The organism is Desulfobotulus sp., assembly GCF_034006065.1.
GTDB lineage: Bacteria > Desulfobacterota > Desulfobacteria > Desulfobacterales > ASO4-4 > Desulfobotulus.
In genome coordinates this window covers 74,258-94,629 of record NZ_JAVETM010000008.1, presented here as the reverse complement: position 1 = coordinate 94,629, position 20,372 = coordinate 74,258, and the positions used below count along the sequence as shown (strand labels likewise).

The following is a 20,372-nucleotide window of genomic DNA, read 5'->3' as shown; positions in this document are numbered from 1 at the left end:
TAAACTTGCCGTAACGCTTCAGGGGTTCGGCAACCAGGAAAAGGGCCACGACCCAGCCCGCAAGATAGCCGATGGAGTAAAGAAATCCATCATAGCCATCAAAGGCGATCATGCCGCAGATACCCAGGAAAGAGGCCGCAGAAAGGTAATCACCGGCAAAGGCAATGCCATTCACACCCCAATGGATGCTGCCGCCAGCAGCAAAGTACCCCTGAGCAGAGGTTGTTTTTTTAGCAAAAAACGAAGAAAGCCCTAAAACCGCAAGAACAAAGGCTACAAAAATCCCCACAGCCAGGGGTGACGGACTGTAAATCATTACAATTGCTCCTGTTTTTTCAATTGGTTGTCTTTTTTTCCATTACATACAGACAGATAGTAAGCGACAAGAATACAGGTCAAAACCACAAAAGATCCCCCATACAGAAAAGACATGTTCAAGCTGGAAAGCTCCATGACTTTCAATATTTTGGGTATCAGAATATTCATGGCTGCAAAGACGATGCAAAAAATCAAAAGGGCCAGTGGTGATAGACGACACATCATATCCTACCTCCCTTAAGTATTCAGTTCATCCTCTTTGTTTGAACACATTTTGTTGTAAACAAGCCCCATGATAAAAGCCAACAAGATCAATCCAACGCCATACACAATGGCCAGATTCAGCCCTGCAAAAACAATGGCCTCCATCATTTTCGGACTGAGTACATTGATAGCAATAAACCCTGCATAGACAAGCACGTACACAAAAAACATGTAGATACCCAGCTTAGATTTATAGTCCGATGCATGATCTTCGCCCCACTCCGTTGCTGGTCCATGTCCACCCATAAGAATCTGCCTCCTTCAGAAAAATATTAGTTTTAGAGTCTCCATAACTCCCCAATGCCATGATACCGGAAACAACACTGCGCATATTGTATTTTGATAAAAAAAAACAATATGCGGTATCATCATGGCTAACATGACACTGCAGAGATCACACCACAAAAACGTATGAGAGCCTTCAATGGCAGAACGCCTGCCCCCGTCCACCCAGCCCTCCAATAATCCCGACTCCCCAAGCCTTCACATTATGCCGCCCCTCCTGAGCCCATGCGACCGTATCGGGCCTGATCCAGAACCGGAATACCAGATTTTTTGCATTTTTACATAATAATCCAAATAAATACCCTATACACCCAAGCCCGAAAACTGGCAAGACGCTTTTCCAGCAGGTTGGACCCACAGGTCCCGCAAAAATGCATCAATTTCAGCATTCTTTTCATTTTTTGCGCCGTCTGCCCATGCGCAGCAGACCTCCGCACCAGAATATACGCATGCCATGAGCGGAGTTTTTAACGTTTCCCCGCCTTCTTTGTCAAGCACTTTGCTTTTTCAAGTTCCGTTCTGCCAGACCTATCCAGTCAAGTGGGCAGTTAAAAATCCACAATCTTTATTCCACGATAGACACCGTACTTCTGCCCACTCCGCTTTCCACCCCCGCTATCCCTTTCCATCCCCTCCTTCCTATCCCTGCCTCCTTCCATGGCCAGGGGCTCCTGCCCCATGCGAATCAGTCCCAGGGCAGAAAGGCTGAGCACATCCCCCATGAGCTCTTCTGAAGAGAGCTTCAGAAAAAACACCAGATCCCCCAGAGAACGAGATCCCGTACTGGCGGCCCAGATGCGCAGCATACGGCCTGAAAGCACATATTCCCTTTGGTTCCCCACCGAAATCCTCACCGGAAAAACATCCATATTCCCCTCCTTCTGCACGCGCTTCCGTGTACGATTCCTCCTGTCATGAAAAAAGCATCCCACCTTGCCTAAGCAAAAACAATTCCGTCACGTATCATTCCAGAAGAGTAAAAAGGAAAAATCATTGATTTTAAATATAAAAAAATCAATGACCCATCAAGCATCTATCTTAAAAAACGACAAAAAAGAAAAGTACAAATCCAAACATGACAATATCGAAACACAGACCCATTAATACTGGGCCTGTCTTTTAAAAAAAATGAATCATGCCACAGCCATTTTTTATATTTTTTCTGGATTTTTATGCATTTTATATTTATTGTCCACTGAAAGCATATTCATAATCTTATCTGCCTGCACCCTCAGGGTTTGCATAGGGCTGTGCAGGGCAAAAAAACAGTGTTTATGAAAAATAACAAAAGACTCACCCTTTTTTAAAAGAGGCCTGCACATCAAGGGCCTCCCAAAAAAATCACCGAAACCAGACAACTCGTCTGCCTATACCATCCACCAACAAGAAAGGACCCACCCATGCCCATCCGCTCCCTGAAACCATTGACCCCTTCCATCGGGCTTACTCTGGCCCTTTTGCTCTGCCTGGCTTTCACCCTGCCTGCGCCTGTCCAGGCGGGGGACGCCAAAGGCTATGTGGCTCCGCCGGACGGCACCACCGGCATTCTGATCTATGGGCGGCACAGAACGGGAAATGAACGCTACAAGGAAGGTAAACGCGATTCCCAGGACGCCAATTACAATCTCAATCTGCAAATTTTAAGGCCCGTCTATTATAAAGAAATCAAAGGCATCATGACTACCGTGCAGGCGCTGATCCCCTTTGGTAGCGTCTCCGTAAGTGGCCCTGCCTATGGCAATACCACGCTTTCCACCTCAGGCCTCATGGATCCCACCGTACTCTTCGGAATCTGGCCCATCAACGATCCGGATAATAAATTCTGGGTAGCCTTTTCCCAGTGGTTTCAGGCACCTTTTGGCGATTATGACGCATACAGGCCCCTGAACCTCGGAAAAAATCGTTGGGCCTTTAAAACTGAAGCCTCCCTCACCAAAGGCTTTGGCAATTTTTACCTTGACCTTGTTCCCAGCATTGAATTCTACACGGACAATGACAATTACGGCGCCGCCAGCGCCACGGAAAAAATGGACCCCCTTTTCCGCCTGGAAACCCACTTTTCCTACGACTTCACCCCCACCTTCATGCTTTCTCTGGGACACTATTATGAAAAGGGAGGTGAAACTGAAGTGGCAGGCGTGAAACAGAAAAATGAAAAGGACAATCACGCCCTCCAACTGACCCTGGGCTTCAGACCCGCCCCCAAACAGCAGCTCCTCGTCCAGTACTGGCGGGATGTGGACATTGAAAGCGGTTTTCTCACGCACCAGTATGGATTGCGCTACTTTTTCATCTTCTAGGGTCCCCTCTTGCATGGGGAGCCCAGGAAAAAGTATTGACAGAAACCGAATTTTATTCCATAAGGCCTTCATGAATATGATCCTCACCACTTCCTTTTTTTACTTTCAGGGCTTTTTGGGCGTGTTTCAAAACGCCTGGGGTCCTTTGAGGAGTGGCTGGGTCTGAAAAACGATCCATAAGACAAAAAACCACAAGGACCGCAGGCGAAAGTCGGCGGTCCTTTTTTATGCCTTTCCGCCGACCTTTGCCGCCTCACCCCCAAGGAGTCTCCCATGCAGCTTGGCAAACAGGTTCGGTTGGAACGAATTTTCGACCGTAACACCAAAAAAACCATCATTGTCCCCATGGACCACGGCGTGACCGTAGGCCCCATCCCCGGAGTAATTGACTTAAGAAATGCGGTCAACCGAGTGGCCGAGGGCGGCGCAAATGCCGTGCTCATGCACAAAGGCCTTCCCCGACGCACCCACAGAGGCCACGGCCGGGACATCGGCCTTATTCTTCACCTCTCCGCCAGCACCAGCCTGTCTCCTTTTTCCAATACCAAAACCCTGGTCGCCACCGTGGAAGATGGCCTGCGCCTTGGTGCAGACGGCGTTTCCGTGCACATCAATGTGGGGGATGAGAACGAAAGAAGCATGCTGCGGGATTTCGGAGATGTCACCACAAGGGCCAATGAATGGGGGATGCCCGTTCTCGCCATGGTCTACGCCAGAGGTCCCCGCATTGAAAACGAACACCATGTGGATGTGGTCAAGCATTGCGCCCGTTTAGGCGAAGAGCTGGGGCGGACGTGGTCAAGGTGCCCTATACGGGCAGCCCGGAAAGCTTCCGTCATGTGGTGGAAGCCTGCTGTATTCCCGTAGTGATCGCAGGAGGCCCGAAATTGGAAAATGACGCACAGATTCTCAAGATGGCCTATGATGCCATGCAGGCGGGTGCTGCGGGTCTTTCCCTCGGCCGCAATGTCTTTCAGCATGAAAATCCCACAGCCCTGGTCCGTGCGCTCCATGGCATTGTCAACGAGGGGATGGATCCAGCCCTTGCCATGGTAAGGCATCTCACACCCAACCCCTGAATCCGGATATCCGGGCAGGACGAGGGATTCGCCACTCCCCATCCTGCCCGTCCTCTTATCCTGCACCGCAATAAAAAAGCTTTACCTTTATCTCCTTATTCCTTTATAATCCCAAAGAAAAACAAGATCTAAGGCCCTTCCTTCCCCCCCGAGACTCCGGATTTCCGCAAGGAGAATTCCAGCCCGCAGCAGGGTGAATTCTTTCTTTCCGCTCTGACCCCTCATTCCAAGAGGCCGCCATGTCCCTTTCCCTTCGCCAGCGCTTCATGGTTCCCACACTCATTCTTTTCACCCTGGCCCTCATCGGCCTTTCCGCCATTGCCTATGCCCTGGCAAGAAGCGCCATGATTTCCCAGACCGAAGAACACCTGGCCTTTGTCGCCCGCAGCACTGCCAGCCAGATTTCCCAGTGGGTGGGGGAAAGACGGGGAGATGTGGAAACCTACAGTATCAACCCTCTCCTCCTTCGGACGCTTCTTGAATGGGAAAAAAATCCGGAACTCGTTCTCCAAAGCGCCTCTTACCTGAAGACCAGCATGGAAAGCATGGAAGGACAATACGAACTCATTGCCCTTGCAGACGCCACAGGCAAGGTGATCGCCACTTCCGATGGCAGCCATGAAAGGGGAATCGATATTTCCGGTCGTGCCTATTTTCAGTCAAGCATACGCGGAGAAGTGGCTGTTTCCGACGCCCTCATCTCCATGGCCTCGGGGAACGCCATTTTCGTGATTTCCGCGCCCATGCGCCATGGGAGAAAGATTACGGGCGTTGCTCTTTGCGCCATCAGCCTGGCTGTTATGGATGCGCGCTTCATTGCGCCCGTGCGGGTAGGATCCGAAGGTTACCTCTGGATTATCAATCAACAAGGAAAGGTACTGGTCCATCCGGACAGAAAAAGGGTTTTAAGTACCAGTGTGAAGGATGAACCCTTTTTCACACATATGCGGAAAGAAAAAGAAGGGGTAACCGCCTATGGTGCGGAGCAGGGCGTACAGATGGCCGGTTTTTTCCACATTCCGGACCAACAGTGGACCCTGGTGGCCTCCGCTCCCAGGGCCACCTTGCTTGCGGAGATCAACCGTCTCGGATTTTCCTCCGCCCTTCTGACACTCGCAGCCCTTGCCGCTGCCTCTTTTCTTCTCTTCCTCCTCACCCGTCCCCTGATCCGACAGATCCAGCAAGGCATACAGACCCTCAATGAAACCGCTCTCCACGTAGCCGAGGCTTCCTCCGAACTTTCGGCCTCTGCCCAGAATCTTTCCGACGGCGCCAACCGTCAGGTGGAAAGCAGCCAGGCGGCAACGCGCGCTCTGGAAGAAATCAGCGTCCGCACCCACGCCGTTGCAAACCATACTGAAGAGGGCAATCTTCATGCAAAGGAAGCCAGAAGTACCCTTGCATCCGCATACACCTCCATGGAAAGTCTTGTTTCCGCCATGGAACGCATCCGCTCCGCAGGGCAGAATACCGTGAAAATCATCAAAACCATTGATGAGATTGCCTTTCAGACCAATCTGCTCTCCCTCAACGCCGCAATCGAAGCCGCCCGGGCAGGTGAAGCCGGAGCAGGCTTTGCCGTGGTTGCGGAAGAAGTCCGCAGCCTTGCCATGAAATCCGCCCTGTCGGCTAAAAATACGGCGGAATTGATCCATACCACGGTAAGGGACGTGGAAGAAGGCATGAAAAAAGTCAGGGAGACCCGCACACAGATGGAAAATCTTCAGGAACAGATGACCCGGGTCAGCACCATTGTGGCGGAGCTGAAGGAAAACGCCAGGGAAAATGCCTCAGGCCTCACCCACATTGCAACCCATATCCAGGCCATAGAAAAAGCCACAGGTGAAAACGCCGCCAATGCCGAAGAATCCGCAGCCGCATCCGAAGAGATGAATGCCCAGGCCGAGCAGCTCAAGGCCCTCGCCGCAAGTCTTGCCTTCACCTGCAACGGAAAAGGGGCCGAATGCCCGGCCCCCATGGAATATTCGCTTTCCGTCCTGCCCCGACTTCAGACCTCAGGGCTGGCGTAACCCGCATTCTTATGAAAAATCACCAGAGCGGCCGTGGTGGAGGTGGGATGAAATTCCCCCGCCTCCGTCAGGGTGATTCCCAGCTCTTCGGCCTCAAGAAGGCGATACAGCACCCCGTTTTCCTCTAAAGGGATACCGGGATAGCCCGGAGAATAACGGCACCCCGAATCCAGCCCGGAAAGGGCCTTCAGTCTTTCGTGTAAAAGCCCCGCAAGATCTTCTGCAACGCGGTCGGAAAGCCCCTGAAGAAGATGGGCGCTTTCCGTATCCCCTGCGGCCTTGAAGGCCTCCACAGCTTCTGAAGATGCCCGCCCCGCCGTGGCAATCTGAAGCCCCACGCAGTCCCTTTTTCCATCCCCAAGGGGTCTTACAAAGTCCGCCACACAAAAAATATCCTTTTTGCCGGAGCCAGTCTGCATTTCTGTAAAGATGCGGGCCACTTCTTTTTCCGGATTTTCCGGATCAAAGAGCACAATATCCTGCCCCTCGCTGTTGGCCGGAAAGAGGGCCACGCGGCCTGAAGCCCGGATCAGTCCTTCCCTCTGCGCCCTTTCCATCCAGACCTCATAAAGATGCTCCCCGTCCGTTCGATCCTTTCCCATCTTCCAGTTCAGGGCAAAAAGCCTTTTTTCGTGGATGCCGATCTCCCTCAGCAGGGGGGAAAGGGTTTCTGCCGCAAAAGAATGACTTTCCGGATGGTTTCCGAAATCAAGCGTACGCCGTGGCAAGGTGGCCAGAAGCCCGGATTTTTCCTTTGCCCTCTCCTGGCCTGCCTGCCATGCGCCAAGGAGCTTTTCCCGGTTTTCCGCAATCACCGCCTCCCTTCTTGAAGACACCAGTCCCTCCATGAGGTTCACGCTGTCCATGGCGGTCTGGCAGTAAAAAACATCGGGCTTGATCTTTTCCACATCTCCGCCCCCTCGCAGGGCAACGGTGGCGGCATGACGGAGGTTCACGGGTGCGCCGCCCACAAAGACCGGAATGGAAAGCCCCAGCTCATCCATGCGTTTGACCACAGTAATCATGTGATTGGCCGTCTGAACAAGAAGGGCACTCATGCCGATGGCATCGGCCTTTTCCCGGATGGCCGTTTCCACAAAGGCATCCACCGGCACCTGTACCCCAAGATCAATCACCCGGAAGCCGTAATTTTCCAGCAGCGTTTTGGTGAGATCCTTTCCGATGGAATGCACGTCCTGGTATACCGTACCCATGACAATGGTGGCCTTGAAGGCCTCCTGCACCGCCCCTTCGGCCATGACATTTTCAAGAAAGCCCATGACAGCCTTCATCACGTCCGCGGCCTTCAGGAGATGGGGCAAAGAGGCCTCCCCTGCGGCAAAGCGTTCGCCCAGCACATTCATGGCATCCATGAGATAGTCACTGATGAGGACAAGGGGCGGAAAATCCTCCAGAGCCTTCACCGCATCCAGAACAATGGTGTCCTGATAGGCAATGTCCCGGCCCTTCCAGCACACCACACCCGGCTCCCGCTTTTTGAAACCATCCTTGATCTTTTCCCTCAGGGTCTCCGCAGGCGAAAGCCCCTCATAGGAAGAACGTTTTTCCACCTTGCGGCCCTGCTTGCGCTCGGCAATGTCCTCAAGCGTGGCATAGGCCTCCATGTCCCGCTCCAGCACCACCTTCAGGCCCAGGACATAATCCCCGGCATCCAGACTTTCCACGGGGGCGTAGTGGTTGGGATTCACGATGGCTGCATCCAGCCCCCGCTTTCGGCCCTCATCAAGAAAGACGGAGGTGAGCACCAGGCGCATATAGGGCTTTTTCGCAAGGCCGTTGGTGAGATTGCTGACACCGATGGTGGTCATGATACCGGGATGGGCCGCCTTGATGAGGGGAATGGAAGCAAGGGATTCCAGGGCAAAGTTCATGCCCTCCACCGACTCGGAACCAATGGGAAAGGCATTGATGTCGATGAGAAGCTGATCCGCGGCCACACCATAGAGAGAGGCCGTTTCCACCAGGCGGTCGGCAATGGCTTTTTTGCGCTCCTTTGTCTGGGCCGGACCTTCATCATCCGCAGCCAGGGCAATATATAAAGGATGATGAAAGGCCGTATGACGGCAGACAAAATCCGCCTTGGAGCCTTCCCCATGGCCCTCCATGGAAATGGAGTTGATGAGCGGGCGGCCGGGATAGGCCTTCACCGCAGCGATGAGGGCATCGGCATCAAAGGAATCGATGCACAGCGCCCCCGGAAAATCCACGCACACCCCCTGAATCACCTGGGGCAGCACGGTTTTGGTGTCCACAATGTTGGAGTCCATGCACACATCCAGCACCTCACAGCCCAGATCCTCCAGCTGCTCCCGCACCACTTCCTCCAGGGCATCCATGTCCGGAGGGCCATCGTGCTCCACCGCATCCCTCACCTTTTTGGAGCCCCGCACGTTGAGCCTTTCCCCGATGCGGATAAGCTGGGCCTCGCTTTCAAGGCGCACGGCCCTTCGCGGCCCGGCGAGATACACCCCGCCTTCGGGCTTTCTCTCTTTGGGCTTCCGCTTTCCGGCCTCTTTGGCCACAGCCCGGATATGGGCCGGGGTGGTGCCGCAGCATCCGCCCACAATGTTGATGCCGTAGGTATCCATGAACCTTGCCAGATGTCCGGCCAGATCCTCGGGCGACTGGGGAAAGACCGTTCTGCCCCCAATGTTTTCCGGAAGCCCCGCATTGGGCAAAACGGAAATGGGAAGGGGACTGAAACGGGAAAGTTTTGCCACCGTGGGCTCCATGAGATCCGGGCCGATGGAGCAGTTGATGCCCAGGGCATCTATGCCGATGCCAGACAGGGTAATGATCACGGAATGGATGTCCGTGCCGAAAATCTGCATACGGCTGTGGGCATCCACCGTCACCTGGCACATGATGGGCAGGCGCACACCCTTTTCCTTCATGGCCTTCTGGGCCCCGGAAACGGCGGCCTTCAGCTCCAGCATATCCTGCTGGGTCTCAAAGAGGAGCACATCCACCCCGCCATCCACAAGACCCGAAACCTGCACCCGGAAATTTTCCTCGATGCTTTCCCAGTCTCCCCTGTGCAGATCCGCCTCCGTGGGTGAAAGCACAAAGTTGGAAGGCCCGAGGGAGCCCACCACAAAAAGGGGCCTGCCATCATAGGCCGGAGAGGCCGCAAACAGCTCCTTGGCTTCTTTGGCAATGGCAGCGCCCTCGCGGCTCATCCAGTAGGCCATCTCTTCCGGAGAAAGGCGGTTCAGAAGAATGCCTTCGGGGATATTCTCAAAAAGCCCCGTATCCAGATCCGAAAAATCAAACTCCTGAAGTCTCAAGGGGCTTGCGCCAAAGGTGTTGGTCTCCACCCCGTGGGCTCCGGCCTCAAAATAGGCCAAATGAATATCCCGCAGGGCCGAAGGTCTGGAAAAAACCAGCATGTCCGAGAGCATTTCATAGGATTCACCGCCAAAATCCGCTGCGGTCAGGCCAAGGTTCTGGATCATGGTACCCATGGCACCGTCTAAAACAAGGATGTGGGATTTCAGGGCTTCAAGAAATGTCATGGTCTTCCTTTTTTCACATCAGGGCAAATAGGCATTCACAATAAAATTCTGTATCCGGAGGCAGGCACCACTTTTTTTACGAAAGGCCCCAGCCTTTTTCATCTGAAAACTTTAAAATATTACCATATCCTGATCTATCGATCTACGTCTTTTTCATCCCAGACCCCAAATACCCCATCCTTCTTTCCGGACCCCAGCGTCAAAAACAAGTGAGCGCTTTTTCTTTTGGGCCTGACATGCTATGGATGAAGCTCTTCTTTTTATCGCATGCAAGCCCCAAGCCCCACACCAACACCCCGCATCCAAGGACGTCCCATGATGTATCTGGATCTGGTTCTTAACCTGGCGCTTCTCATTGCCTTAAGTGTCCTTTCCGGTTTCATTTCCAGACGCTGGCCCCGAACAAGTCGCCCAGGTCCCTGGGTTCAGGGTTTTCTCTTCGGCTCCGCCGCTGTCATCGGCATGCTCAAACCTCTGGTTCTGGGACCTGGCCTGGTCTTTGACGGCCGCTCCGTGATGGTCAGCCTCTGCGCCCTTTTCCACGGTCCCATCGCCGGAGTTATCGCAGCGCTCATGCCCATACTCTGCCGCATACAACTGGGTGGGATCGGAACCTTCACCGGCGTACTGGTCATCCTTTCTTCCATGGCCATCGGCCTTTTGGCCCATGCCCACTTCCAGACCCGCAAGGCCACGCCCGACACCCGGGCTCTCCTGATTTTCGGCTTTGCCGTCCACCTCTCCATGCTGGCCCTCATGCTGACCCTGCCCAGAGAGGTGGCCTGGCTCGTGATACGCAACATGGCTCTTCCCATACTTTTCATTTATCCTTTGGCCACCCTGCTGGCGGGCAAGGTGCTTTCGGAGCAGGAGTTTTCCGCCCATCACCTCAGAAGTCTTGAAAATTCAAGGAAAAATCTTGATATCACCCTCAGATCCATCGGGGATGCCGTCATCGCCACAGACACCCGGGGGCGCATCACTCTGATGAATCCTGTGGCCCAGGCTCTCACCGGATGGACCTTCCAGGAGGCTCTGCAAAAACCCCTTACGGACATATTCCGCGTCATTCATGCCCACACCCGTGCGCCCGCTGAAGATCCCGTCAAAAAGGTGATAAGGACCGGCAAGGTGGAAGGTCTTTCCAACCACACCCTCCTTATCGCCAAAGACGGCCAAGAACTCCAGATCGCTGACAGCGCAGCCCCCATTTTCCAGGAGGATGGCGTCCTCACCGGCGTTGTTCTTGTATTCCGGGATGTGAGCGAGGAATACCGCAACCTCGAAAAACTCAAAGCCAGCGAAGCCCTGCTGCGCATGGCCGGGCGCATGGCAAGGCTGGGAGGCTGGTCTGTGGATCTTGCAACCGGAAAAATCACCTGGTCCGACGGGGTTGCCATCATCCATGGCATGCCCCCGGAATACGCCCCTACCCTGGAAGAAGCCTTTGCCTTTTATGCGCCGGAATGGCGGGAGAAAATCAGAAAAGCCTACGCAGCCTGCAGCAGGGAAGGCCTTTCCTACGACGAGGAGATGGAAATCCTCAACGCCCAGGGAGTCCGCATCTGGGTACGGACCATTGGCGAAGCCATACGCGACAAGGTCGGCGTCATCATCCGGGTGCAGGGGGCTTTTCAGGACATTGATGAACGCAAAAAAACGGAAATCCAGATTCAAAAGCAAGACCTTCTTCTCCGGGAAATGGGCGGCATTGCCCAGATCGGAGCCTGGGAATTCGATCCGGAAACCGGCAAGGGTACCTGGACCGACGAAGTGGCCCGCATCCACGGCCTTCCCGTTGATGAGGCCACTTCCGTGGAAAAAGGACTCGCCTTTTACACCGAGGAATCCCGGAGACGCATTGAGAGCGCCATACAGGATGTACTCTCCCGGCAAAAACCCTATGACCTCGAACTCCAGATGCTTTCTGCGGACGGCAATCGGAAATGGATCCGCACCATAGGTCATCCCGTCATCCGGGAAGGCCGGGTTGTACAGGTCCGGGGAACCTTCCAGGACATCACCCGGCAGAAGGCGTCAGAGGAAGCCCTCCTGGCCAGTGAAGAGGACTACCGGAGGCTCTTTGAGGAGCATGCCGCCATCAAGTTCATCCTGGATCCGGAAACAGGGGCCATTATCGACGCCAATGAAGCCGCTGTGGCCTATTACGGCTGGTCCAGGGAAAGCCTGAGATCCATGCATATTCAAGACATCAACCTTCTTTCCTTTGAAGAGATCGCCCGGGAAATTGAAAAGGTAAAGGCCCGCAACCGGGTGCACTTTGAATTTCAGCATCGCAGGGCCGACGGTTCCATACGGGATGTGGCGGTTTTCAGCTCCCGGATCCGCATGAAGGGAAAGGATTATCTCCACTCCATCATCCATGACATCAGCGAACGCAAGCGCCTGGAAAACCAACTTCTTCAATCCCAGAAAATGGAAGCCATCGGCAAACTGGCCGGTGGGGTAGCCCACGATTTTAACAATATGCTGAGCATTATCCTCGGCCACGGAGAACTGATGGAAGAATCCCTTGGTTCAACCCATCCCGCCATCCGGGATGTGCATGAGATTCAGAAAGCCGCCCGCCGCTCTGCCGAACTTACCCGACAGCTCCTGGCCTTTGCCCGCAGGCAGACCATTGCGCCCAGGATTCTGGATCTGAACGCCACCATCGAAGGCATGCTCAGGATGCTGCGCCGCCTCATCGGAGAGGATATCGACCTGCAGTGGCATCCAACAGAACATCTGTGGCCTGTGCGCATGGATCCCAGCCAGGTAGACCAGATTCTTGCCAACCTCACCATCAACGCCAAGGACGCCATTTCCGGCATCGGTCGGCTCACCATTGAAACGAGCAATGTTTCCTTTGATGAGGCCTATTGCGAAACCCAGGCGGAATTTCTTCCCGGAGACTATGTCATGCTGGCGGTCAGCGATGACGGCTGCGGCATGAACAGAGACACCCTTTCCCAGATCTTTGAGCCCTTTTTCACCACCAAACCCCAGGGTGCGGGTACGGGACTCGGCCTTTCCATGGTATACGGCATCATCCGCCAAAACGGCGGATTCATCCATGTGTACAGCGAACCCGGAAAGGGCAGCTCTTTCCGCATCTACATTCCCAGAGAAAAGAAAGGCCTGCCTGCGCCTCCCCAGACTGAAAAGGGGCCCATTCCCACGGGAAAGGAAGGCGTTCTTGTGGTGGAAGACGAGCCCGCCCTTCTCAAGCTCACCTCCCGCATGCTGGGACATCTGGGGTACAAGGTCTTTTCCGCAGCCACCCCCACAGAAGCCCTCGACATTGCCCAGACCCATGGAGAAGACATTCATCTGCTCCTCACCGATGTGATCATGCCTGAAATGAACGGCCGTGATCTGGCCCATCGCCTGCAGCTCCAGCATCCCCATATGCGCACCCTTTTCATGTCCGGGTACACGGCCAATGTCATTGCCCACCATGGGGTGCTGAAGCCGGGCATGCATTTTATCCAGAAACCCTTTTCCATGAAAAACATCGCTGATAAAATAAGGGAAACCTTAAGCCTCTGATTCTGAATCCAGCACTGACGCCACCCGCTTTTGCCTGCCAGACGACCTTCCCCCGCCCTTTTGGCGGGCGGGCTGGCCCGGAACCGCCTGTCAAGGAGACGCCATGCAAAGTACCCACCCCAGACTGGCTCCACACCACTCCATGCTCTTTCGCATCAACGCCCTTGTCCTTCTGCTCTCCACAAGCATCCTTCTCCTTCTCGGACTATGGCAGTACCAGGCCGCAAAAACGCGCTTTGAACAGACCCTGAATGCGGACGCCGATCTTGTCATCCAACGTCTCGCCCAGACCCTGCAGGACCCCTTTTATAACTTCGATACGGCTCAGGTTACCGCGGCCCTTCTTTCGGAAATGAGAGACTCCCGCATCCTCGCCGTGTCCGTTCAGGAGAATGCCGAGGATTCAGGAAGTTTTCTGTTCTGCCTGGGACGGGACGCCCAAGGCAGTCCCATTCCCATGGAAAGCCTTCCCCAGACCAAAGATTTTCTCCGCAAAACGCCCATCACCTACCGCGACATCCCTCTCGGTCATGTGACCGTGATCCTGGATCCCGGTCATTTCAAAGAAGGCCTCCGTCACATTCTCCAGGAAATTCTTTTCGGCATCCTGATTCTCGACACCCTTCTTTTCATCAGCCTGGTGCTGCTCCTCCGGAGGATGGTCCTCTTTCCACTCAGAAATCTCATTGCTGCGGTGCAGGATGTGGCCCAGGGCAAGGGCGATCTCACCCGCCGCATTCCCGTCCGCTCCCGGGATGAAATCGCTCTCCTTTCCATGTGGATGAACACCTTTGTGGAAACCCTTGAAGCAAAAGCAGATCTCGCCCGAAAGGTTGCAGACGGAGACCTTACCGTCTCCGTTCCCATCCTCTCCGACCAGGACACCCTGGGCCAGGCCCTGGCCACCATGGTCCGCAGGCTGGCAAGGGCCGCCCGGGAAGTGCGCTCCGCAGCCCAGGCCAGCGTTACCGCCAGCCGGGATGTCTTTGCCATTTCAGAACGCCTCAGCCAGGGAACCCGACGTCAGGCCCAGTCTGCGGATCACCTTTCCCAGCGCATGCGGGAAATCAGCCTGGGGGTGTCCCGTAATCTTGCCACAGCCCGTCGTGCGGAAAACGGAGCCACAGAGGCGGCAAACCAGGCCCAGGCCACGGGAAAGGCTGTGGAAAACGCCACCCAGGTGATCGCGGATATTACCAAGCGGATCGGCATTGTGGAGGAAATCGCAAGGCAGACCAACCTGCTTGCCCTGAACGCCGCCATTGAAGCGGCAAGGGCCGGAGAGCACGGCCGGGGCTTTGCCGTGGTTGCCGATGAAATCCGGAAGCTCGCGGAAAAAAGCCGGGAGTCCGCCGTCGCCATTGCCAAGGTCGCCAAGCAGGGCTCCCTTGTGGCAGACATTGCCCGGGAGCACCTCCAGGCCCTCATTCCGGAAATCGAGGCCAATGCCGACCGCGTGCGGGAAATTCGTGCGGCCAGCGACGAACAGGACGACGCCATCCGCCAGGCAGCAGAATTCTTAGGCGGCCTTGAAATCGTGGTGCAGGAAAACACCCAGTCCGCAGAAGAGATCACCCTGGCTTCCCAGGCCCTGAACCGCATTGCCGATCAATTGGAAAGCCAGGTGCAGGCCCTGCAGATAAAATAAGCTCTGGTGTTGACAGCGCAGGAGACCTTTGCCTAATTAGTGCCTGGAGATCCGAGGTCCGCCTCTGCCCCCAACCCATCCGGAGTCCTGATCCCATGCCCTTTGTGCATTTTGTACTCTCACTCTGTCTGCTTTTTTCCATAGCCCAGGCCGAACCCCTCAAGGTCGCCCTGCTGCCCATTCCAGACGCCCTGCCCTTTCATGTGGCGGAAAATCAAGGCTATTTTAAAGCAGCAGGCCTTGCGGTAAAGGCCATTCCCGTGGCCTCGGCACTGGAGCGGGATCAGCTCATGCAGGCAGGCCGCATCCATGGCATGATCAATGAAATGGCCGGTACCGCCAACTTCAACCGGGACACCCCGCGCATGCAGATTCTCCAGATTGCCAGGCGACCCATGGGGGATTTTCCCCTCTTCCGTGTTCTCGCACGACCGGGAAGCGACAAAAAGGAGCTGAAAGACCTTGAGGGCACGGCCATTGGCGTCAGTCGCCACACCATTATCGAATACCTCACAGACCGCATGCTCGGTCATGCAGGGGTTCAGAACGTGGAAATCCGTTCCGTTCCCGCCATTTCCGAACGTTTCCAACTTCTCATGCAAGGCCGCCTGGAAGCTGCGGTCATGCCCGACCCCCTGGCCTTCAGCGCCATCCAGCAAGGCGCCGGGGAGATTGCAAACGACCTTGAAGCCTCCTTTTACAGCGCCAGTGTCTTAAGCTTTGATATCCGCATCGTCCGGGATGAAAAGGAAAGGATCAGCGCCTTTCTTAAGGCCTGGAACCGGGCCGCAAGGGATATCAACGAAAACCCCGAAGCTTTCCGCCGCATTTTCATCGAAAAAGTTCGCATGCCGCCTGAGGTGCAGCAGATTTTTCCCATTCCCGCCTTCCCTGTGGCGGAGGTTCCTTCCCCCGCCCAATGGCAGGATATGATGGACTGGATGGTCACAAAGGGACTGCTGTCAACGCCCCTTGCCTATGCCGACAACATCTCAGACCTCAACCCTTCCGGATTTCTTTCTTCTGCTTCCAAAGCCCAGGAAACAGACCAAGGGCTGAAGCAGTCTCAGGATTCTTCTTCCGCCGGGGAACATGTCCGCCCATGAGCATGGTCTGCATCCAGAATCTCTGCTTCGGGTATCCGGGCAAGCCTCCTTTGTTTGAGCACTTTTCCCTCGACATTCCCAGGGGCGAATCCTGGGTTCTCATCGGTCCTTCGGGCTGCGGAAAATCCACCCTTCTTTCCCTGGTGGCAGGACTGAAAAAACCCTCAGAGGGTTTCATTGCCATTGAAGGCCGCAGACTGACCCGACCCAGGCCCGAAAGCGGCCTTGTTTTTCAGGATCACGGCCTTCTGCCCTGGGCCACCGTGGCCGCCAACGTGGCCCTTGGCCTCAAAATCCGTTCCTATTACGGTGCAGACGGTCGCCACGCCCCCCTGCAATGGCAAGCGGATCCCCAAGCCCAGGCCCACACCCTTTCTTTATGGATGCAACGGCTTGGCCTTGAAGGCAAAGAGCCCCTCTATCCCGCCCAGCTTTCCAGAGGCCAGCGCCAACGGGCGGCCATTGCCCGCACCCTTGTCATGAATCCCGACCTTCTTCTCATGGACGAACCCTTTTCCGCCCTGGATCCTCCCATCCGGGAAGAACTCCAGGGCCTCATGGCTGACCTGGGAAGGGAAGAAGCCATCACCCGCATCACCGTGACCCACGACATTGCAGAAGCCGTCATTCTGGGCGAAAAAATCCTCCTCGCTCACACCGGCACCAACCAGAAGCCAAAAATTCTTGAAAACCCTCTCGCTCTGGAAAAAGCCCCCAGAAAACACCCCCATTTCAACCCCATGTGCGATCAGGTGCGTCAGGCCATGGGAGATGCCTCATGAGACTTCCCCGAGCCCGCCTCCTGGAACCCTTCTTAGGCCTTGCCATGCTTCTCCTTGCCTGGCAGGCAGGGGCATCCGCCATGGCAAAACCCATACTCCCCGGCCCTCTCACCGTCATTCCCCTCTTTCTGAAAGATCTCTGGGGAGATCTTGGCTTACACTTTCTCGCCAGCAGCGGCCGGGTTATCCTTGCCATCCTCATTGCCGTATGCACGGCGGCCCCCCTGGGTCTGGTTCTGGGACAGTCCCCACGGGCCCATGCCCTTTTTTCTCCCATCATCACCCTCTTATACCCTGTGCCCAAAATCGTTTTTCTCCCGGTAATCTATGTACTCATGGGCATCAGCGACTTTTCCAAGATTTTTCTCATCTCCCTCATTCTCTTCTTCCAGATCCTTGTGGTGGTGCGGGATGAGGCCGCAAGCCTTACGCCCGAGCTCATCGCCTCGGTACGCTCCCTGGGCGCAGGCCGCAGGGCCCTTTTCCGTTTTGTTTATCTGCCCGCCACCCTGCCTGCCATCCTTACGGCCCTGCGGGTCTCCGTAGGTACCGCCGTGGCCGTGCTTTTCATTGCGGAACAGGCCTTAACCCAGTGGGGGCTGGGGTATTACATTGTGGTGGAAACCTACCAGGTTCTGCGCTACCCGGAAATGTACGCCGGCATTCTGGCCATGGGTCTTCTCGGCAGTCTCCTCTATGGTTTCATTCGCATCATTGAAAGAAAATTCGCTCCCCATCTTTTCATCAAGGACCAGGAATGAAACGTTTATCTGAAAAAGAAGCCTGGATACTGGCCACAAGACCCAAGACCCTGCCTGCAGCCCTGGGTCCTGTTCTTCTGGGAACGGCCGCTGCCACCAGCATGGGAAAATTTCACTTCCTCTCCGCCCTTCTGGCCCTTACCACTGCCCTGTTGCTGCAGATCGCGGTGAACCTCGCCAATGACTATTTTGATGCAAAAGCCGGGCACGACACAGACAAACGCCTCGGCCCCCTGCGGGTCACCCAGAGCGGTCTCATCCCTGCCCAAAAAGTGCTGGCAGCCATGATCTTCTGCATGGTGCTTGCTTTTTTCTCCGGTCTTTACCTCATCTTCAGAGGAGGCCTCCCAGCCCTTGGCATCGCCCTCTTTTCCCTTCTGGGAGTTCTCACTTACTCCGCAGGCCCCTTCCCCATGACGGAAAAAGCCCTCGGCGAAGGGGCAGCCTTTTTCTTTTTCGGTCCTGTGGCGGTCTGCGGAACCGTCTGGGTCATGGGCCTCACCTTTTCCCTTTCCGCCTTTACCGCTTCCATTCCCGCAGGCATGCTCATCGCCGCCATCTTGTCTGTGAACAATATCCGGGATATGGAAAATGATGCGGCCACAGGCAAACGCACCCTTGCTGTGCGCATGGGCCCCATTCCCAGCCGTTATCTTTTCACTGCTCTTGTGGCTGGTGCTTACCTGTTTCCCCTTACCCTGGCCCTTTTCACAACACCCTGGATGCTGCTGGTCTTTTTCTCGCTGCCCAAGGCCCTTGTGGTGATCCAGTCCATCTGGCACATGGACGGAAAACTCCTTAACGAGGTGCTGGCGGATACGGCCCAGCTCTCCTTCTTTTTCTGTCTTTTCTACGGGCTGGGACTGCTCATCGGGTAGTGTAAAAAATATCCCCATAAAAAAGGATCTTCTCCCATCTCTGGCCTATCACACTTCCAACCTTCAGCGGTATTTTAAGGATCGGTCCATGTTCACTTTGGATATTCCGGGTTTCGGACCCGTAAGGGCAAAGCATCTGGTGCTTGACTACAACGGCACCCTGGCGGAAGACGGCAGACTTGTGGAAGGGGTGGCACAACGGCTGCATCAACTGGCCGACCGCCTTTCCATTCATGTGATCACAGCCGACACCTTTGGCTCTGTCCAAGAAGCGCTCATGGGCCTGCCCCTTGGCATTGCCACCCTTGGACCCGGCAACCAGGAAGCTGCCAAACGCGCTTTTGTGGAAGACCTGGGGGCCGAACATGTCATTGCCATGGGCAATGGTCGCAACGACGCCGCCATGCTGAAAGCCGCACGCATCGGCATGTCCATTCTGATGAAAGAAGGCAGCTGCGCCCAGACCCTCATGCAGGCGGATCTGGTAAGCCGCCACATCTGTGAGGCCTTAGACCTCCTTCTTCATCCCTTACGCCTGGTGGCCACCCTGAGACATTAAACACTCCAGGATCCAAACCAGGGGACCGTACAGCACCTTGGGTCCCCAATACCTCAGACCCAAAAGGAGAACGCCATGATCCCGCGCATTTTCAACGCCGCTGCCATCTGCTGCATCCTTCTTGCCCTTTTCACGCTCATTCCCAGAGCTTCGGCTTCCAGTGAATGCCTTTTCGGATACAAGGCCTGGTGCTCCTTCACCCCCGGAAGCACCTTCATTCTGGGTATGATGGCCTATATCTTTCATGATATGGCCAGAAAACCCCCCCAGTCCCCGGACAAAAGGTAAAAGCGCCCCTGCCCGCTCCCTTGCGGGTTTTCATTTTTTCACCCATCGGCTCCAAGGCCGGAAAGGAACACCATGACCCACGCTTTTGTCACCATCGATCCTGAACGCTGCAATCAAGACGGCATCTGTGCGGCAGAATGCCCCGTAAAAATCCTGGGCTTCCCCAAAAAAGGCGAGACCCCCTCCCTGGTCCAGGGCGGCGAAGCCCTGTGCATCCGCTGCGGCCATTGCGTTGCCGTATGTCCCACTGCCGCCATCCGCCTGAATTTTCTCGCCCCTGAAGACTGCACCCCTGTGGACAGGAATCTTCTTCCAGACGAAAAAGCCACAGAGCATCTCCTCGCCACCCGTCGGTCCATCCGCAATTACAAAAAAGAAAGCGTGGATAAAGACCGCATTGAAAAGCTTCTCGCTACGGCCAGCCTTGCGCCCACAGGCCACAACAGCCGCTGCGTACAATGGCTTGTGATCCACGACACCCAAGAGGTACGCCGCCTCACCACCATGGTGGCGGACTGGATGCGCTACATGATCAAGGAGCAGCCCGCCATGGCCAAGGCCTTCCATCTGGAGGAAACCGTGGCTGGCTTTGATCTGGGCCTTGATGTCATCTGCAGGGATGCGCCCCACATTGTGGTGGCCTGCGCCCACAAGGCCGCACCCACGGGAGCCATTGACTGCGCCACAGCCCTGGCTTACCTGGAGCTGGCCGCGCCACCCATGGGTCTTGGCACCTGCTGGGCCGGATTTTTCAACATCGCAGCCACCTTCTGGCCCCCTTTAAAGGAAGCCCTCGGCCTGCCCAAAGGGGTGAACAACCATGGCGCTGTTCTCTTGGGGGTTCCCCGGTTCAAGTACCACCGCATTCCGCCACGCCAGGCCGCATCCATCCGCTGGGTGTGAGGGAAACCCTCTGATAAAAAAAAGGGCATGCAGTCCCCAAGGACTCAGCCCTTTTCATTCCAAAAAAAGATACGGCTGCGCAG

General features: G+C 55.3%; 15 protein-coding genes and 1 pseudogene. 12 read left to right on the top strand and 4 right to left on the bottom strand.

All coding sequences use genetic code 11. The features are described from left to right. The 3 genes from RBR60_RS05335 to RBR60_RS05325 form a co-directional block, all read right to left on the bottom strand. Window positions 1-316: sodium:solute symporter family transporter (locus tag RBR60_RS05335; RefSeq protein ID WP_413815450.1), on the bottom strand; the 316-nt coding region annotated here is incomplete at its 3' end. A 239-nt stretch (window positions 317-555) separates the two neighbouring features. Continuing rightward, the gene (locus tag RBR60_RS05330; RefSeq protein WP_320354847.1) at window positions 556-828 is read right to left on the bottom strand and encodes a DUF485 domain-containing protein; all 273 of its coding nucleotides are present in this window, start codon (window positions 826-828) and stop codon (window positions 556-558) included. A 587-nt stretch (window positions 829-1,415) separates the two neighbouring features. Beyond that, on the bottom strand, window positions 1,416-1,736 hold the full coding sequence (locus tag RBR60_RS05325; RefSeq protein WP_320354846.1) for a hypothetical protein: 321 nt from the start codon (window positions 1,734-1,736) through the stop codon (window positions 1,416-1,418). A gap of 531 nt (window positions 1,737-2,267) precedes the next feature. Between RBR60_RS05325 and RBR60_RS05320 the strand changes: the two genes are divergently transcribed. The 3 genes and pseudogenes from RBR60_RS05320 (at window position 2,268) to RBR60_RS05305 (ending at window position 6,276) form a co-directional block, all read left to right on the top strand. After that, window positions 2,268-3,167, top strand: coding sequence for a transporter (locus RBR60_RS05320; protein ID WP_320354845.1), 900 nt, complete (start codon window positions 2,268-2,270; stop codon window positions 3,165-3,167). Between the two features lie 273 nt (window positions 3,168-3,440). Then, window positions 3,441-4,246 (top strand): annotated as a pseudogene (locus RBR60_RS05315) (2-amino-3,7-dideoxy-D-threo-hept-6-ulosonate synthase). Between the two features lie 239 nt (window positions 4,247-4,485). Continuing rightward, entirely contained in the window at window positions 4,486-6,276 is a 1,791-nt protein-coding gene (locus RBR60_RS05305) for a methyl-accepting chemotaxis protein (protein ID WP_320354842.1), read from the top strand. Here the strand turns inward: RBR60_RS05305 and RBR60_RS05300 are convergent. Next, the gene (locus tag RBR60_RS05300; protein WP_320354841.1) at window positions 6,255-9,812 is read right to left on the bottom strand and encodes a homocysteine S-methyltransferase family protein; all 3,558 of its coding nucleotides are present in this window, start codon (window positions 9,810-9,812) and stop codon (window positions 6,255-6,257) included. The genes RBR60_RS05305 and RBR60_RS05300 overlap by 22 nt on opposite strands. A gap of 315 nt (window positions 9,813-10,127) precedes the next feature. Between RBR60_RS05300 and RBR60_RS05295 the strand changes: the two genes are divergently transcribed. The 9 genes from RBR60_RS05295 (at window position 10,128) to RBR60_RS05255 (ending at window position 20,289) form a co-directional block, all read left to right on the top strand. Further along, a complete protein-coding gene (locus RBR60_RS05295) occupies window positions 10,128-13,364 on the top strand; it encodes a PAS domain S-box protein (RefSeq protein ID WP_320354840.1) in 3,237 nt (1,078 codons plus the stop codon). 103 nt (window positions 13,365-13,467) lie between these two features. Beyond that, on the top strand, window positions 13,468-15,012 hold the full coding sequence (locus tag RBR60_RS05290) for a methyl-accepting chemotaxis protein (RefSeq protein WP_320354839.1): 1,545 nt from the start codon (window positions 13,468-13,470) through the stop codon (window positions 15,010-15,012). Window positions 15,013-15,107: 95 nt separating this feature from the next. Beyond that, window positions 15,108-16,118: an ABC transporter substrate-binding protein gene (locus RBR60_RS05285; protein WP_320354838.1), complete on the top strand. Its 1,011-nt coding sequence runs from the start codon at window positions 15,108-15,110 to the stop codon at window positions 16,116-16,118. Continuing rightward, window positions 16,115-16,900, top strand: a complete 786-nt coding sequence (locus RBR60_RS05280) for an ABC transporter ATP-binding protein (RefSeq protein ID WP_320354837.1) — start codon at window positions 16,115-16,117, stop codon at window positions 16,898-16,900. The genes RBR60_RS05285 and RBR60_RS05280 overlap by 4 nt, the downstream gene beginning before the upstream one ends. Next, window positions 16,897-17,661 (top strand): ABC transporter permease, encoded by a 765-nt coding sequence (locus RBR60_RS05275; RefSeq protein ID WP_320354836.1) that lies wholly within the window; start codon window positions 16,897-16,899, stop codon window positions 17,659-17,661. Before RBR60_RS05280 ends, RBR60_RS05275 begins: the two co-directional genes overlap by 4 nt. After that, window positions 17,658-18,539, top strand: coding sequence for a 1,4-dihydroxy-2-naphthoate polyprenyltransferase (locus RBR60_RS05270; RefSeq protein ID WP_320354835.1), 882 nt, complete (start codon window positions 17,658-17,660; stop codon window positions 18,537-18,539). The genes RBR60_RS05275 and RBR60_RS05270 overlap by 4 nt, the downstream gene beginning before the upstream one ends. A gap of 88 nt (window positions 18,540-18,627) precedes the next feature. Next, on the top strand, window positions 18,628-19,098 hold the full coding sequence (locus RBR60_RS05265) for an ATPase P (protein ID WP_320354834.1): 471 nt from the start codon (window positions 18,628-18,630) through the stop codon (window positions 19,096-19,098). 75 nt (window positions 19,099-19,173) lie between these two features. Continuing rightward, window positions 19,174-19,386 (top strand): hypothetical protein, encoded by a 213-nt coding sequence (locus RBR60_RS05260; RefSeq protein WP_320354833.1) that lies wholly within the window; start codon window positions 19,174-19,176, stop codon window positions 19,384-19,386. A 72-nt stretch (window positions 19,387-19,458) separates the two neighbouring features. Beyond that, the gene (locus RBR60_RS05255; protein WP_320354832.1) at window positions 19,459-20,289 is read left to right on the top strand and encodes a nitroreductase family protein; all 831 of its coding nucleotides are present in this window, start codon (window positions 19,459-19,461) and stop codon (window positions 20,287-20,289) included. Window positions 20,290-20,372: the final 83 nt, after the last annotated feature.